14 protein-coding genes are annotated in these 14,018 nt (G+C 60.8%); 2 read left to right on the top strand and 12 right to left on the bottom strand.

Features of this window, described 5'->3' with window-relative positions; genetic code table 11:
- Positions 1 to 2 precede the first annotated feature (2 nt).
- From murD to VOY09_RS05520, 10 genes are all read right to left on the bottom strand, one after another.
- A complete protein-coding gene (gene murD, locus VOY09_RS05565; protein WP_322893410.1) occupies positions 3 to 1,415 on the bottom strand; it encodes a UDP-N-acetylmuramoyl-L-alanine--D-glutamate ligase in 1,413 nt (470 codons plus the stop codon).
- A 92-nt stretch (positions 1,416 to 1,507) separates the two neighbouring features.
- On the bottom strand, positions 1,508 to 2,590 hold the full coding sequence (mraY, locus tag VOY09_RS05560; RefSeq protein WP_322893409.1) for a phospho-N-acetylmuramoyl-pentapeptide-transferase: 1,083 nt from the start codon (positions 2,588 to 2,590) through the stop codon (positions 1,508 to 1,510).
- Between the two features lie 9 nt (positions 2,591 to 2,599).
- Positions 2,600 to 4,033, bottom strand: coding sequence for a UDP-N-acetylmuramoyl-tripeptide--D-alanyl-D-alanine ligase (locus tag VOY09_RS05555; protein ID WP_322893408.1), 1,434 nt, complete (start codon positions 4,031 to 4,033; stop codon positions 2,600 to 2,602).
- Positions 4,030 to 5,508: a UDP-N-acetylmuramoyl-L-alanyl-D-glutamate--2,6-diaminopimelate ligase gene (locus VOY09_RS05550; RefSeq protein WP_322893407.1), complete on the bottom strand. Its 1,479-nt coding sequence runs from the start codon at positions 5,506 to 5,508 to the stop codon at positions 4,030 to 4,032. The genes VOY09_RS05555 and VOY09_RS05550 overlap by 4 nt, the downstream gene beginning before the upstream one ends.
- A 13-nt stretch (positions 5,509 to 5,521) precedes the next feature.
- Entirely contained in the window at positions 5,522 to 7,303 is a 1,782-nt protein-coding gene (locus VOY09_RS05545) for a penicillin-binding protein 2 (RefSeq protein WP_322893406.1), read from the bottom strand.
- Positions 7,303 to 7,662, bottom strand: coding sequence for a cell division protein FtsL (gene ftsL / locus VOY09_RS05540; protein WP_322893405.1), 360 nt, complete (start codon positions 7,660 to 7,662; stop codon positions 7,303 to 7,305). The genes VOY09_RS05545 and ftsL overlap by 1 nt, the downstream gene beginning before the upstream one ends.
- On the bottom strand, positions 7,662 to 8,630 hold the full coding sequence (gene rsmH, locus VOY09_RS05535) for a 16S rRNA (cytosine(1402)-N(4))-methyltransferase RsmH (RefSeq protein ID WP_322893404.1): 969 nt from the start codon (positions 8,628 to 8,630) through the stop codon (positions 7,662 to 7,664). The genes ftsL and rsmH overlap by 1 nt, the downstream gene beginning before the upstream one ends.
- Positions 8,631 to 8,638: 8 nt before the next feature.
- The gene (locus tag VOY09_RS05530; protein ID WP_322893403.1) at positions 8,639 to 9,133 is read right to left on the bottom strand and encodes a cell division/cell wall cluster transcriptional repressor MraZ; all 495 of its coding nucleotides are present in this window, start codon (positions 9,131 to 9,133) and stop codon (positions 8,639 to 8,641) included.
- Between the two features lie 552 nt (positions 9,134 to 9,685).
- Positions 9,686 to 10,183, bottom strand: a complete 498-nt coding sequence (locus VOY09_RS05525; RefSeq protein WP_322893402.1) for an N-acetyltransferase — start codon at positions 10,181 to 10,183, stop codon at positions 9,686 to 9,688.
- Complete coding sequence (locus VOY09_RS05520; RefSeq protein WP_322893401.1) at positions 10,180 to 11,253, bottom strand: Mrp/NBP35 family ATP-binding protein; 1,074 nt, start codon at positions 11,251 to 11,253, stop codon at positions 10,180 to 10,182. Before VOY09_RS05520 ends, VOY09_RS05525 begins: the two co-directional genes overlap by 4 nt.
- Before the next feature lie 248 nt (positions 11,254 to 11,501).
- On the opposite strand from VOY09_RS05520, the gene VOY09_RS05515 reads away from it, so the two are divergent.
- Complete coding sequence (locus VOY09_RS05515) at positions 11,502 to 11,717, top strand: DUF1127 domain-containing protein (RefSeq protein WP_322893400.1); 216 nt, start codon at positions 11,502 to 11,504, stop codon at positions 11,715 to 11,717.
- A gap of 334 nt (positions 11,718 to 12,051) precedes the next feature.
- Here VOY09_RS05515 and VOY09_RS05510 read toward each other — a convergent pair whose 3' ends face one another.
- A complete protein-coding gene (locus tag VOY09_RS05510; RefSeq protein WP_322893399.1) occupies positions 12,052 to 12,798 on the bottom strand; it encodes a glycosyltransferase family 25 protein in 747 nt (248 codons plus the stop codon).
- 91 nt (positions 12,799 to 12,889) lie between these two features.
- Complete coding sequence (locus VOY09_RS05505; RefSeq protein WP_322893398.1) at positions 12,890 to 13,342, bottom strand: Lrp/AsnC family transcriptional regulator; 453 nt, start codon at positions 13,340 to 13,342, stop codon at positions 12,890 to 12,892.
- Between the two features lie 72 nt (positions 13,343 to 13,414).
- Between VOY09_RS05505 and VOY09_RS05500 the strand changes: the two genes are divergently transcribed.
- Entirely contained in the window at positions 13,415 to 14,014 is a 600-nt protein-coding gene (locus tag VOY09_RS05500; RefSeq protein ID WP_322893397.1) for a LysE family translocator, read from the top strand.
- The last annotated feature ends 4 nt before the right edge of the window (positions 14,015 to 14,018 follow it).

Here is a 14,018-nt window from a genome sequence, read left to right as displayed (position 1 = left end):
AACTACCCCGGCTGCGTTGCAACATAGTCCGCGACGCAGGCCATGAAATCATCGCCCCGCCGTTCAAAATTGTCATATTGATCAAAAGAGGCAGCCGCAGGCGCCAGCAGGACAACATCACCCGGTTCGGCCTCTGCTGCGGCGCGCGACACGGCCACCGCCATCGTGGTGCAGACTTCAGCTTCTGCACCGCGCAGCTGACGGGCGAAATCCGCCGCCTCGCGCCCGATCACATAGGCTTTGGCCACGTGGTCAAGATAGGGCAACACACCGTCCAACCCACCCTCTTTCTGCAAGCCGCCACAGATCCAGCGGATACGCGGAAAAGCCTGCAGCGCTTTGGCAGCGCTATCGACATTCGTGGCCTTGCTGTCGTTGACGAAAACCACGCCGTTCTTTTGACCAACCAGCTGGCTGCGGTGCGGCAGACCCGGATAGGATTGCATCGCCGCTTCGATCCCGCGCGGGCCAAGGCCCAGCGTCCGGCAGGTGGCATAGGCCGCACAGGCATTCTGGTGGTTATGCGCACCGGGCAGGCCCTGTATCGCGCGCAGGTCAATCGACCCGACCTGCCGCCCGTGCCGGTATTCGGATAAAAACCCCTTGCGCGCAAAGACGGACCAGCCTGCCTCAGTCAGTTTCTGACCAGAGGAGATCATCAGCACGCGATCATCGCCGGGCCGTTCGGACAATTGATTGGCCAGATAACGGCCTTCGGCCTCGTCCACCCCGATCACCGCGCGGTCTGGTCCACCTTCCGCGAAAAGCCGCCTTTTGGCGGCGAAATAGCCCCCCGGCCCGCCGTGCCGGTCCAGATGGTCGGGGCTGAGATTGGTGAAAACCGCCACATCAGGCGTCAGCGCGCGGGCCAGATCGGTCTGGTAGGAGGAGAGTTCAAGCACCACCACCTCACCATCATGGGCGGGGTCGATATCCAGCACGCCACGCCCGATATTGCCCGCAATCTGCGCAGGCCGCCCGCTTTCGACCAGAATATGATGGATCAGCGCCGCTGTGGTGGATTTGCCGTTCGATCCGGTGACAGCGACGACACGCGGTGTCGTCTCGAACCCGTCCCACTCATCGGTGGCGAAGGACCGGAAGAACAGGCCGATGTCATTATCGACAGGCACGCCAGCCGCCCAGGCGGCGGCAATCGCCGGATGCGGGATGGGGTAAAGATGCGGGATGCCGGGGCTGACAATCAGCGTGGCGACCCCCGCGAAAGCGGCGGCTTGTGTGAGGTCGCGCAGGGCATAGCCCTCCGCCTCTGCCGCGTCGCGGCCTACCTGCCCGTCATCCCAAACGATCACGCTGGCGCCGCCTGCCTGCAAAGCAGCCGCCGTCGCACGGCCAGAGCGGCCGAGGCCCAGCACCGCCACGGTTTGATCTGCAAAGCCTTGCACTGGAATCATTTGAAGCGCCCCTTTTGTTGCGCTGCACCCTGCCGTCCGCTGGCGCAAGGCGCAAGGCGTAGGCCGGGGTTTACCCCGGCTTACTTGTTGACCTAGCGCACCTTCAGCGTCGCAAGCCCGATCATGGCGAGGATCAGCGCGATGATCCAGAACCGGATCACGATCTGGGGTTCCGACCAGCCTTGCTTTTCATAATGGTGGTGGATCGGCGCCATCAGGAACACGCGCTTGCCGGTGCGTTTGAAATAAAGCACCTGGATGATCACCGACAAAGCCTCGACCACGAACAGCCCGCCGACGATGGACAAAACGATCTCATGCTTGGTCGCGACCGCAATCGCACCCAAGGCACCGCCCAAGGCCAGTGACCCGGTATCCCCCATGAAGACGGCGGCAGGTGGTGCGTTATACCACAAGAACCCCAAGCCCCCGCCGATCAGCCCCATGGTGAAGATCAGCAATTCCCCGGTATCTGGGACATAATGCACATCCAGATATTGCGTGAAATCGACCCGCCCCACGGCATAGGCGATGACACCAAAGGTGCCTGCCGCGATCATCACCGGCATGATCGCAAGCCCGTCCAGACCGTCGGTCAGGTTGACCGCATTGGCCGATCCGACAATCACGATCACCGAGAATGGGATGAACAACAGGCCCAGATTGATCAGCGTTGTCTTGAACACTGGCACGGCCAGCTGATTGGTCAATTCTTCCGGATGATATTGCGCCGCCCAATAAGCTGCGATGGCGGCGATGGTGATCCCCAGCAGGATCCGCACCTTGCCCGACACGCCCGACGAGGTTTGTTTGGACACTTTCGCATAATCATCCGCAAAACCGATGGCGGCAAAGGACAAGGTGACAAACAGCACCATCCAGACGAACGGGTTGTCCAGCCGCGCCCACAGCAGCGTCGAAAACGTCAGCGCACCGACGATCAGCAGACCGCCCATCGTGGGCGTGCCCGCCTTGGCGAAATGCCCCTCTGGCCCGTCGCTGCGGATCGGCTGACCTTTGCCTTGCTTGCGCCGCAGCACGTTGATCAAAGGGCGGCCAAAGATAAAGCCGAACACCAGCGCTGTCAGAAACGCCCCGCCCGCGCGAAAGGTGATATACCGGAACAGGTTGAAAACATCGCCGCCGTCTGAAAGTGCCGTAAGCCAGTAAAACATCTTTATGTCCTATAATTCGGTTTGGCGGCGATGCCCCAGTTTGCGGATCGCGTCAACGACCAGCGCGATTTTGCTCCCTTTTGACCCCTTGACCAGCACAACATCGCCTGCGTCGATCAGGCGCGACGCTTTGGCAGCAAGCTCTGCCGAGGTCGGCATCCATTGACCGCGTTTACCCTCCGGCAGCGCGTTCCACAGGTGTTTGGTCAGCGGACCAGCACAATGGATCAGGTCGATCTGTTGCAGATGGGCGTTCCCCGCCATTGCCGCATGCATCGCCACCTCGTCAGGACCAAGTTCCAGCATATCGCCCAGAATAGCGATCCGCCGTCCTTTGACGATCCGGCCCACGCCATCACGCGGTTGACTGGCGGCGATCACTTCCAGCGAAGCGGCAAGCGAGGTGGGATTGGCGTTGAACGCATCATCGATCAGATCAAGCGTTTCGGCCTCATTCGCCGGATCAAGCGCCACAACCTCGCGCGTGCCGCGCCCGGCGGGTGGCACCCAAAGCCCCAGATCGAGCGACGCCGCCATCGGATCAGCCCCCAAAGCCGCGACCATGGCCAGCACACCAACAGCGTTCAGCGCGAAATGCCGCCCCGGCACGGACAGCTTGAACAGGTAATCATGGCCGGGCGATCCGGCGCTGATCACAGTCACATCGTGACAGATCCGCAGATCCTTGATCCGCCATTCCCCGGTGGTTTCACCGAACAGCACGATCTGCGCACCGGCGGTGCGGGCGCGCTCCTGCACAATCCGGCTGGTGCTGATATCGCCATTGATCACGGCGATACCGCCCTCTTCCAGCCCATCGACAATTGTCGCCTTTTCGGCGGCAATCCCGTCCAGACTGTCAAATTGCGCCAGATGCGCCGCTGCGACTGTCGTCACCATCGCCACATGCGGGCGGGTCAGGCGGGACAGTGGCGCGATCTCGCCCGGATTGCTCATCCCGATCTCGATCACCGCGAAATCGGTATCGGCGGGCATCCGCGCCAAGGTCAGCGGCACACCCCAATGGTTGTTATAGGACGCCTCTGCCGCATGGCATTTGCCTTGCCGCGACAGCACGGTGCGCAGCATTTCCTTGGTCGAGGTTTTGCCGACCGATCCGGTGATCGCCGCAATGCGGGCCTTGCTGCGCGCGCGCGCGGCTTTGCCCAAAGCCTCCAACCCGGCCAATACATCCGGCACGACCAGCAAAGGCGCATCCGGGCCAACATCGGCAGGGCGGTGGCTGACCAAAGCAGCGGCAGCGCCTTTTTCGATTGCCAGTTTCACAAAATCATGTCCGTCGCGAACATCTTTCAGCGCCACGAACAGATCACCCGGTTGGAGGGTCCGCGTGTCAATCGACACGCCGGTCGCTGTCCAATCGCGGTTGGTCACGCCATGCGTGGCCTCAAGCGCATCTGCGGCGGTCCAGAGTGTTGTCATATCCGTCCCTCCAAGGCTGCAACCGCAACGCTGGCCTGTTCTACATCGTCAAAAGGCATCACCGTATCGCCGATGATCTGGCCGCTTTCATGGCCTTTGCCCGCAATCAGCAAAGCATCACCGGGCTGCAGCATATCGATACCGCGCAAAATCGCCTCGGCCCTGTCCGCGACCTCGGTCAGGCTGTCGCAGGCTTGCGCGCCTGCCATCACGGCGGCGCGGATCGTTGCGGGGTCTTCGGAGCGAGGATTATCGTCAGTGACGATCACGCTATCGGCAAATTCCGCCGCAGCCGCCCCCATCAAAGGCCGTTTGGCGCGGTCACGGTCGCCACCTGCCCCGATGATCGCGACGATCCGGCCCATGACATGCGGGCGCAAGGCCTGCAGTGCTGTCTGCACCGCATCCGGCGTATGGGCGTAATCGACGAAAACGGCGGCGCCATTGGCGCGGGTCGCGGCCAGTTCCATCCGGCCCCGCACCGTGCCAAGCTGCGGCAGGGCGGAGAAAACATCCAGCGGATCAGCGCCCGCCGCAATCACAAGGCCAGCGGCCAGCAGCACGTTTTCCGCCTGAAACCCGCCGATCAAGGCAAGCCGCGCGTGATAGGGGCGGCCCTGCCATGTGAACAACAAATCCTGCCCCGTCGCATCGAAACGTTGGCCGGTCAGACGCAGACGCGCTTCTGCTGCGCGCCCGACGCCGATGACTTCTTGCCCGCGGGCGGTGCAGATCGCGGCTACCTGCGCGCCTTTGGGATCGTCGAGATTGACGACAGCCACGCCGTCTTCGGCCAGAACGCGGGTGAAGAGCCCCATTTTGGCGTCAAAATAAGCCTCAAAAGTTTCATGATAATCGAGATGATCTTGCGTAAAATTTGTGAAACCAGCCGCTGCCAGCAACACCCCGTCCAAGCGACGTTGGTCAAGGCCATGCGAGGAGGCCTCCATCGCTACATGGGTCACGCCATGCGCGGCCGCTTCTGCCATCACCCGGTGCAAGGTGATCGGTTCGGGCGTTGTGTGTTTGAGCGGATAGGCCCAGGCCCCTTCCACCCCTGTGGTACCAAGATTGACACCGGCAATGCCAAGCTCCTCCCAGATCTGACGGCAAAAGCTGGAGACCGATGTCTTACCATTGGTCCCTGTCACCGCAACCACCGTTCCGGGATGCGCCCCGAACCAGAGCGAGGCGGTCTGTGCCAAGGTCTGACGCGGGTCTTGTGCGACGATCAGCGCGGCATCGCTGGCGGCAAGCACATCACCGGCGATCTGCGCGCCTGTGGCATCGGTCAGCACGGCGGCAGCGCCCATGCGCAGGGCATATTGGATGAATTCCGCCCCATGCAGCTTCGCGCCCGGCAGAGCGGCGAAAAGGCACCCCGGCGTCACATCGCGGCTGTCGACAACGATGCCGGTGATCATCACATCGCGCCACTGCGCCGCCGTCAAGCCCAGCGCTGTCAATGTCTTCATGGCAAGGACCCCCTTAATGCGAGGTCAGTGTTATACCGACCGGATCACCCATGTCCACGTTTGGTCGCAGGCCCAGCAAAGGCGCTGTGCGGCGGATCACTTCGGCAGCAACTGGCACGGCGGTCCAGCCTGCGGTCCGGCGCGGTTCGGTGCCCGAGGTTTCGACACCTTCGTCCAGCGTCAGGATCATCACATATTGTGGATCAGAGGCCGGAAAGACCGTGGCAAAAGTCGCGATCACCTTGTCATCGTAATAGCCGCCGCCGCCCGCGCGCGGTTTATCGGCGCTGCCAGTCTTGCCGCCAACCTCATAGCCTTCGACATCGCCCATGGATGCGGTGCCGCGCACCACGGTCTGGCGCAGCATATCCACCAAAGATGCGCTGACCGCCTCGCTGATGATGCGCGGCCCGGGTGTGGGTTCGGGGTTCAGCAGCAAGGTCGGTTCAACCTTGGTGCCGCCATTGACCATCGATGAATACGCGGCGGCCAGGTGCAGGGGCGAAGATGACAGACCATGGCCATAGGAAATCGTCATCGTCGACAGCTCAGACCAGTTTGGCGGCAGCAAAGGCGCGCCGGTCGGGGCCTCTACCATTTCGACAGGAGTCGCTTCCAGCATGCCCAACTGGCCCATGAAACTGCGCTGGCGTTCTGCACCGATCTGCATCGCGATCCGGGCCGTGCCGACGTTGGAGGATTTCACGATCACATCCGTGGTGCTGTTCTGCGGGCCGTAATTGCGGAAATCGCGGATCCGGAACCGGCCCCAGGTCAGCGGATTGGTCGTGTCGATCATCGTATTGGCGTTGATCAGCCCTAGCTCCATCGCCTGCCCCACGGCGAAAATCTTGAACACCGACCCCAGCTCATAAACCCCCTGCACCGCGCGGTTGAAGAGCGGGCTGTCGGATTGATCGCCGGTCAGGGCCACCTGCGGGCGGCTGTTGGGATCAAAATCGGGCAAGGAGGCCATGGCGATAATCTCGCCCGAATGGATATCCATCAGCACGGCAGAGGCGCCTTTGGCATTCATCAAAGCCATGCCACCGGCCAGCACCTGTTCGGTCACGGCCTGTATCGACAGATCGATGGATAATTGCAGCGGCGCGCCTTCGTTCGCAGGATCGCGCAGGAAAGCATCGAACTGGCGTTCCACACCGGCCACGCCGATCACTTCCGCGCTGGAGACACCTTCGCGGCCATAGCTGGCACCGCCAAGGATATGCGCGGCCAATGCGCCATTGGGGTAAAGCCGCATTTCGCGCGGGCCAAACAGCAGGCCGGGGCTGCCGATGTCATGCACGGCCTGCATCTGTTCGGGGCTCAACTGACGGCGCAGCCACAAAAACCGGCGTTTGCCGGTGAAATCGGCTTTCAGCCGTTCAACATCCATTTCCGGAAAGATCGCCGCAAGCTGTTCGGCAGTCTGCACCGGGTCGATCATCTGATGCGGATGAGCGTAAAGCGAATAGGTGTCCAGATTGGTCGCGAGCAGGCGGCCATTGCGGTCGACGATATCAGCGCGCTGGCCGATGATCGGGTTGCCTTCGGCGGCGGCGCGCGGCTCTTCGGGGACCGAGGATGCCAGCGTGCCCATCCGCCCACCGATCACGGCAAAGGCGCAGAAAAACATCAGCCCCAGCAACAGCAGCCGCCCTTCGGCGCGGTTGCGCGCCTTGTCCTGATCGGCGGCATGGCGACGGGCGCGGTTTTCGGCCTCGATCACATCGGGGTTTTCGCCCGTTTCGCGAGCCTTGAGGATTCGGGCCAGAGGCCGCAGCGGCGTGCGCATCACAAAGGATCCCCTGTTGCGTCAATCAGATCGGCGGACAATTCGATGGGGTCGGTGATCGGCAGGATCGGCGGGACCGGATAGATGATTTGATCGACCGCGCCAAAGGCCTCTGGCCGCAGGGGCAGCAGGCCCAGCCTGTCAAAGTTCAGATCAGCCAGATCCGCCAGCCGGTCAGGCCGGTTCAGATAGGCCCATTCCGCGCGCAGCATCTGCAAGCGGTCATGGGCCGCACCGATTTCGCTGTACAACCCGCGCACTTCGCGGATCGCGGTCTGCGTGGCGTAATTCTCGCGATACGCCCAAAAGGCCAGCGCGATCACGGCACAGGCCGCAAAGACAAACAAAAAACCCCGCATCAGCGGCCCCCCTTGTTGCGCATCATCGGCATGCCCAAATCCGCCGGATCAATGTCCTGCGCGGGGGCATCGGTGCGGATCGCGATCCGCATCTTGGCCGAGCGAGAGCGCGGATTTTCGGATAATTCCTGATCATCCGGCCCGATGGCCTTGCGTTTCTCGACCCGGAAGGCAGGCGTGATCTGTGTCGTTTCGGGGGCATAGCGGTTGGCATTGGCGTTATTGCCCGACCGCGCCTGCAGGAACCGTTTGACCATCCGGTCCTCGACCGAATGAAAGGTCACGACGGCCAGTTGCCCACCCGGTTTCAGCGCGCGTTCAGCGGCCATCAGGCCCATGGCGAGCTCGCCATATTCATTGTTCACCGCGATCCGGAAAGCCTGAAAGGTGCGCGTGGCGGGGTGTGATTGGTTCGGTTTCGCGCGCGGCAGGCAGCTTTCCACGATCTTCGCCAGTTGCCCGGTTGTGGTCAGCGGGCGCGCCGCAACAATCGCCTTGGCGATCCGGCGCGAGGCGCGTTCTTCGCCGTAAAGGTAAATGATATCAGCGAGTTCGGATTCTTCCGCATCGTTGCAAAGATCAGCGGCAGACAAGCCTGATTGCGACATCCGCATATCCAATGGCCCGTCGCGCATGAAGGAAAAGCCGCGTTCGGCCAGATCAAGCTGCATGGAGGACACGCCAAGATCCAGCACGATGCCGTCGAGGTCCTGACCATAGCTGTCCAGTTCAGAAAACACGCCTTCGCGCATCACGATCCGGTCGCCGTAATCGGCGGCCCAGTCAGCGGCCAGTTCAAAGGCCAAAGGATCACGGTCCACCGCGATCACCTGATCAGCACCAGCGGCCAGCAATGCGCGGGTATAGCCGCCATTGCCGAAGGTGCCATCCAGCCAGATCCCCGAAACGGGCGCGACCGCTGCGATCAGCGGCCGGATCAGGACGGGGATATGTGGGGTGTCAGACATCGGCGCCCCTATTCATCCAGCAAGGCCAGCGGATCAAAGCCATCGGGCTGTTCCGCCAGATAGGCGGCAACGCTTTCGGACACTTGCGCGTCAAAGGTTTCCGCTTTCCAGATTTCGAAATGATCGCCAAGACCGCTGAAGGTCAGTTCACCATCGGTGATGCCCAGCTTCTGGCGCTGCTTGATCGGCATGACGGTGCGCCCGTCTTTGTCCACATCCAGACGGATCGACTGGCCGATGATCAGCCGCGACAGGATTTTCTTGCGGTCCGACCCGCGCGGCAAGGCGTTGATCTGATCCACGACCTTGCCGAATTCGGCGACGGTATAGCCGTGCAATTCGTTTTTGAGGTGGTCACCATATAGCAGGTACATGCGTGGGGTGCGTTCAGAGTTCCATTCAGGATCACCCTGTTCAAGCACGCGACGAAAATCAGCCGGGATCGACATGCGTCCCTTGCTGTCCACCTTCTGGGTGTGTTCGCCGGTAAAACTCAGATCCACGCCCTACGTCCCTACTGCCCGCCGGGAACCATGTCCCGGATGTGAAAACGGCGGATTGCGCTGCTGCCACTGCACAATCCGCCATCCTCGCCCCATCTCTGGGTGTGTCCGACTACGCGTGCCACCTGGGGGGATGTCTGCTCGCTCACGCGTCGGATCGTTTTTGGTGCTGCCGAAGCCTGTATGAAACCTGCTTTTTGCCGGTTGGGGTTCTTACTTCGCCCCATTGTTGTCGTGTCCGGCATCACCTTGTCCTTGTTGTGCCATCAGCAGCAAGGGCGATCAACCATTTTTTGGGATTTCATGGAACTTGATGGGCAGGATTGACGAAAAGGCCTCAGGTCTTTGGTAGAAATCTGGCAAAGTCAGCGCATATATAGCGCATTGTTGACTTATTATAACTATATGCTGTGTTTTCAACCCGCAGGGGATTGATGCAGAAAAATCGCATCGCGGCGAGAAAAACCTACGGCTTTCCGACGGTAACCCTACGAAGCGTTCACATTGCCTCACGAATTGATTCGGAATCGTGAGCGTTCCATGAATTCCCGGTCACTCCGGATCGCGCAGCGCCTTATACATGACATGCGCCGCGACAAGGCCCAGATCAGGGTGGCGGAAGGCATCGGGGATCGTGCCAAGCGTCACGAAGCCCAGTTTATGCCACAGGTGCACCGCGCCGGTATTGCTCGCCAGCACGAAATTGAACTGCATCGCCAGATAGCCCATGGCGCGGGCCTGATCCTGACTATGCGCGCACATCATGGCCGCCAGCCCCTGCCCGCGCGCATCGGGGGCGACGATATATCCGCAATTGCAGATATGCGCGCCGCCGCCCGGCTGGTTGGTGCGGATGTAGTAGGTGCCAAGTATCCGGTCACCTTCATGCGCCACAAAAGTCGCGGCAGGCTGGGTCATCCAGTAATCAGAGCAGGCCTCCCGGTTGATTGCGGGATCGACCGCATAGGTGGTGCCTGCGCGAAACACATCGCGCAGGATTGGCCAGAGGCTGTCGAAATCCTCCGCAACCGCCCGACGAATCGTGATCACGCCATGCCGCCATCAACCAGACGGCGGGCGAGGGTCGCATAAGCCTCGGCCATGGGCGATTCGCCTGCCGCAATGGGCGTGCCCGCATCACCGGCCAGCCTTGTGTCCAGATCCAGCGGCAAAGCGCCAAGGAACGGCACACCAATGCGGTCAGCCTCGGTCGCGACACCGCCATGGCCGAAGATATGCGCCTCATGCCCGCAATTGGGGCAGATGTAGGTGGACATATTCTCGATCAGGCCCAGCACGGGCGTGTTCAGCGTCTTGAACATATCCAGCGCTTTGCGCGCATCCAGCAGCGCCACATCCTGCGGCGTGCTGACCACGATTGCGCCGGTCAGTTCGGTTTTCTGACACAGGGTCAGTTGCACATCGCCGGTGCCGGGAGGCAGATCGATGATCAGCACGTCAAGCTCGCCCCAGGCCACCTGCCCCAGCATCTGCTGCAAAGCACCCATCAGCATCGGGCCGCGCCAGACGACAGCCTTGTCCGGGTCCATCATCAGACCGATCGACATCATCGTGACGCCATGCGCCTGCAACGGGATGATCGTCTTGCCATCGGGGCTGGCCGGGCGCTTGTTCACGCCCATCATCCGCGGTTGGCTGGGGCCATAGATATCCGCATCAAGCAGGCCGACACGCCGCCCCTGCCGCGCCAAAGCGACGGCGAGGTTGGATGAGACCGTGGATTTGCCCACCCCGCCTTTGCCTGATGCGATGGCGAGGATCCGGTCCACGCCGCTGACCTTGGCGGGGCCTGCCTGTGGTGTAGGATGACGACCGACTTTCAACGATGGCGGTGCGGCCGGTTTCTGCGCGGGGCCATGCGCTGTCAGAATGGCCGAGACCGATCCGACCCCCGGCATGGCACGCAGGATATCTTCGGCAGCGCGGCGGACAGGGTCAAGATCTGCTGCTTCTGCCGGGGTGGCTGCCTCTATGACGAATCGGATTTTGTCACCGTCAATGGTCAATGCACGCACCATATCGCGCGCTACAATATCACCGCCATCGGGCAAAGTGATCCGCGCCAAAGCTTTTAAAATGTCGTCGCGATCCAGGGCCATTTCAGCACCTCCGTTTCAATTTCGCTAATTTTTTCATCATGTTCTGGCATGTTTTGAGCAATGCGCAAGGGGATCACCCCGCCTGCCTAGTTTTGCAACAAAAAGATGACATTAGGTCAGCAATACTTATGCACTTTCTGCATAGCAGCATTGCCCATTCGGCCATTGTGCAAGCGCAGCATCATCATACATATTGGTCACAAGAGAACGGCAAGACAGCCACTAAGACAGAAAAGACGAGTAGCAAAATGACAACATTCAACATCACATTCCCAGCGAATACATCCTTCGTTGAGCGCCTGTCAGGCTTCCGTGTCAATCTGGCAGACAAGCTGGCAAAGCGCAAAGTCTACCTGACAACCCTGCGGGAACTGCAGTCGTTGTCGAACCGCGACCTGGCTGATCTGGGCCTGTCCCGGTCTGACATCCGGTTCATCGCAATGGAAGCCGCCTACGGCAAATGAATTCAGAAATCGGATCTGCTGCCTCCTCCCTGAAAAGGCAGATCTGACTGGCCCCGCCCTACCTCCTCCCAAGGCAGCGGGCCAACATTAAAGTGGCGGCACCTACCTCCTCCCGGGTGCCGCCACTTTAAGACACAAGTTTCGGAACCGCCCACCTCCTCCCGGGTTGGAACCGATATACCGCTGGTTGCGCCCACCTCCTCCCGGGCAATACCAGCGAGGACGCGCCTTGCTTCTTCTCCTCCCGAGACGCAAGGAGGCGCTGATCATAGAACGGTCATGCCCACCTCCTCCCGGGCATGGCCGTTTTTTTATGTCCGCAGGATGGATTTGATCAGCGATGCAGCAAGTGGTCGCGGTAACTGCGCCAATAAAGCGGCAGCTTTTGCCGGATTTCATGAATCGTGAATTTATTGGAATGCGCGGGCACGGTTGACGCCTGCTCCGCGACCTGGATCGTGCTGTCAAAGGCGCGTAGCCCCACCGGCGGCGGATCAAAAGCATAGCCTTTGTTGCCAAGGCTGATCCAATCGCGCAACTGGTTATCGACCGGCGCATAGATGCCTGTCGTCGCCGTCCATTCCAGAAAGGCCACCGCCTTATCCCTGCGCCACAACAGCGCCGAGGTCAGAAGTGGAAATTGATAGGATCGCCACAGGTCATGCCCGCCGATCGCGGCAAAATGGCGGCGGCGCAGGACCTGCGCATGCACCAGATTGACACAGGCCCAGTCAGGATCGCGCGCGTCAAGCAAAGCCACAGCCGCGATGATCGCATCGACCGCTGGCCGGGTCAGGATCACATCATCTTCGAGCACCAAACCGTGATCAGCGCCGCTTTGCACCAGCGCCATAAGAGCCGCGCGATGGCTTTGAAAACAGCCAACCTCACCACGGCGCAGATCGCGGCCGAAATACTTGCGCGCCTTGGCGCGGTGATAGATCGGCAAGGTCGTGACATAATCGGCATCAGGTTCAATCGCCGGCAATCTTTGCCATTCAGGCAGGCAGAGCTGCAGATCGCGGGAAATCGCCGCCAGCCGGTCGGCAGATCGGTCGAGGTTGATGACTTGGGTGAACATGGGCGTTCGTTTCCCTAAATGAGACAATGACGTGACATGCGCCACTATGTTTCACGAAGTCAATCATTCCACAGTTTCAAAGCAGTGGCGGTCACGCCCGCGTGTCCTTTGGCGAACCCATGACCATATAGCTGGTGATCGACCGCACATGCGGCACGGTGCCCAGAATATCCGTGTGAAACGCCTTATAGGCGGGCAAATCCGCCACCTCGACCCGGAGCATGAATTCAAAGGCCCCAGCGACATTATGGCATTCGGTCACCTGATCGGCGCCCTGCATCGCGCGTTCAAATCCGGTCTGCGCGGCTTTGGTATGTTCCGACAGGCCGACTGCCACATAGACAACATAGGCGCGCTGCGTCTTGGCCGGATCAAGCCGGGCGCGATAGCCTGTGATCACGCCGCTGCGTTCAAGCTCTTGCACCCGGCGCAGACAGGCGGAAGGGGACAGCCCGACCTGTTCGGCCAGTTGCAGATTGCTGATACGGCCATCCTGCGACAGGATGCGCAATATCCGCGCGGTGATCGGGTCAGATTTGGCCATTTGTTGCAAATTATGGCGGATACCCGGCAATTTGGCAATTTCATTCGGTCACAGCACGCGTAATATTGCGCCATGACATATGAAATCTTGATCGCCCTTATCGGCTTTGCCTTTGCCAGTTCCGTCACACCCGGGCCCAATAACGTCATGCTGCTGGCGTCGGGGGCCAATTATGGGCTGCGCCGGACGGTGCCGCATATGCTGGGGATATCGCTTGGCCATGCGTTCATGGTCAGCATGGTGGGGATCGTGCTGTTAGGGGTGTTTTTGACCTATCCAGTGCTGAACCTGATCCTGAAGATCGTCAGCGCTGCCTATATGCTGTGGCTGGCGTGGAAAATCGCCAACGCCGTCCCGCCAGAGGCGAAGGCGGTCACGGGCAAACCCTTCACCTTTCTGCAGGCGGCGGCGTTTCAATGGGTCAATCCCAAGGCCTGGTTCATGGCAATTACCGCGATCAGCGCCTATGCGCCGCAGGATCGCGGCATTGTGGTGGGGTCGCTGATGGTGGCGGCGGTCTTTGCCGCAACGAATCTGCCCGCCGTCACGATCTGGGCCTGGATCGGCGTGCAGGTCCGGCGCTGGCTGGGCACCGCGCGGCGGTTGCGGGTGTTCAATGTGACGATGGCTTTGTTGTTGGTCGGGTCATTATGGCCGATGTTGGTGGGGTGAAGGG

The organism is Yoonia sp. 67-2 (assembly GCF_035117555.1).
GTDB lineage: Bacteria > Pseudomonadota > Alphaproteobacteria > Rhodobacterales > Rhodobacteraceae > Yoonia.
Note: the sequence above shows the minus strand (reverse complement) of the source record. Positions and strands in the feature narration are given on the sequence as shown.

Excerpts from the sequence above, each read along its gene's own strand:
- murD (WP_322893410.1), bottom strand. The coding sequence starts at position 1,415 with ATGATTCCAGTGCAAGGCTTTGCAGATCAAACCGTGGCGGTGCTGGGC.
- mraY (WP_322893409.1), bottom strand. The coding sequence starts at position 2,590 with ATGTTTTACTGGCTTACGGCACTTTCAGACGGCGGCGATGTTTTCAAC.
- VOY09_RS05555 (WP_322893408.1), bottom strand. The coding sequence starts at position 4,033 with ATGACAACACTCTGGACCGCCGCAGATGCGCTTGAGGCCACGCATGGC.
- VOY09_RS05550 (WP_322893407.1), bottom strand. The coding sequence starts at position 5,508 with ATGAAGACATTGACAGCGCTGGGCTTGACGGCGGCGCAGTGGCGCGAT.
- VOY09_RS05545 (WP_322893406.1), bottom strand. The coding sequence starts at position 7,303 with ATGCGCACGCCGCTGCGGCCTCTGGCCCGAATCCTCAAGGCTCGCGAA.
- ftsL (WP_322893405.1), bottom strand. The coding sequence starts at position 7,662 with ATGCGGGGTTTTTTGTTTGTCTTTGCGGCCTGTGCCGTGATCGCGCTG.
- rsmH (WP_322893404.1), bottom strand. The coding sequence starts at position 8,630 with ATGTCTGACACCCCACATATCCCCGTCCTGATCCGGCCGCTGATCGCA.
- VOY09_RS05520 (WP_322893401.1), bottom strand. The coding sequence starts at position 11,253 with ATGGCCCTGGATCGCGACGACATTTTAAAAGCTTTGGCGCGGATCACT.
- VOY09_RS05515 (WP_322893400.1), top strand. The coding sequence starts at position 11,502 with ATGACAACATTCAACATCACATTCCCAGCGAATACATCCTTCGTTGAG.
- VOY09_RS05510 (WP_322893399.1), bottom strand. The coding sequence starts at position 12,798 with ATGTTCACCCAAGTCATCAACCTCGACCGATCTGCCGACCGGCTGGCG.
- VOY09_RS05505 (WP_322893398.1), bottom strand. The coding sequence starts at position 13,342 with ATGGCCAAATCTGACCCGATCACCGCGCGGATATTGCGCATCCTGTCG.
- VOY09_RS05500 (WP_322893397.1), top strand. The coding sequence starts at position 13,415 with ATGACATATGAAATCTTGATCGCCCTTATCGGCTTTGCCTTTGCCAGT.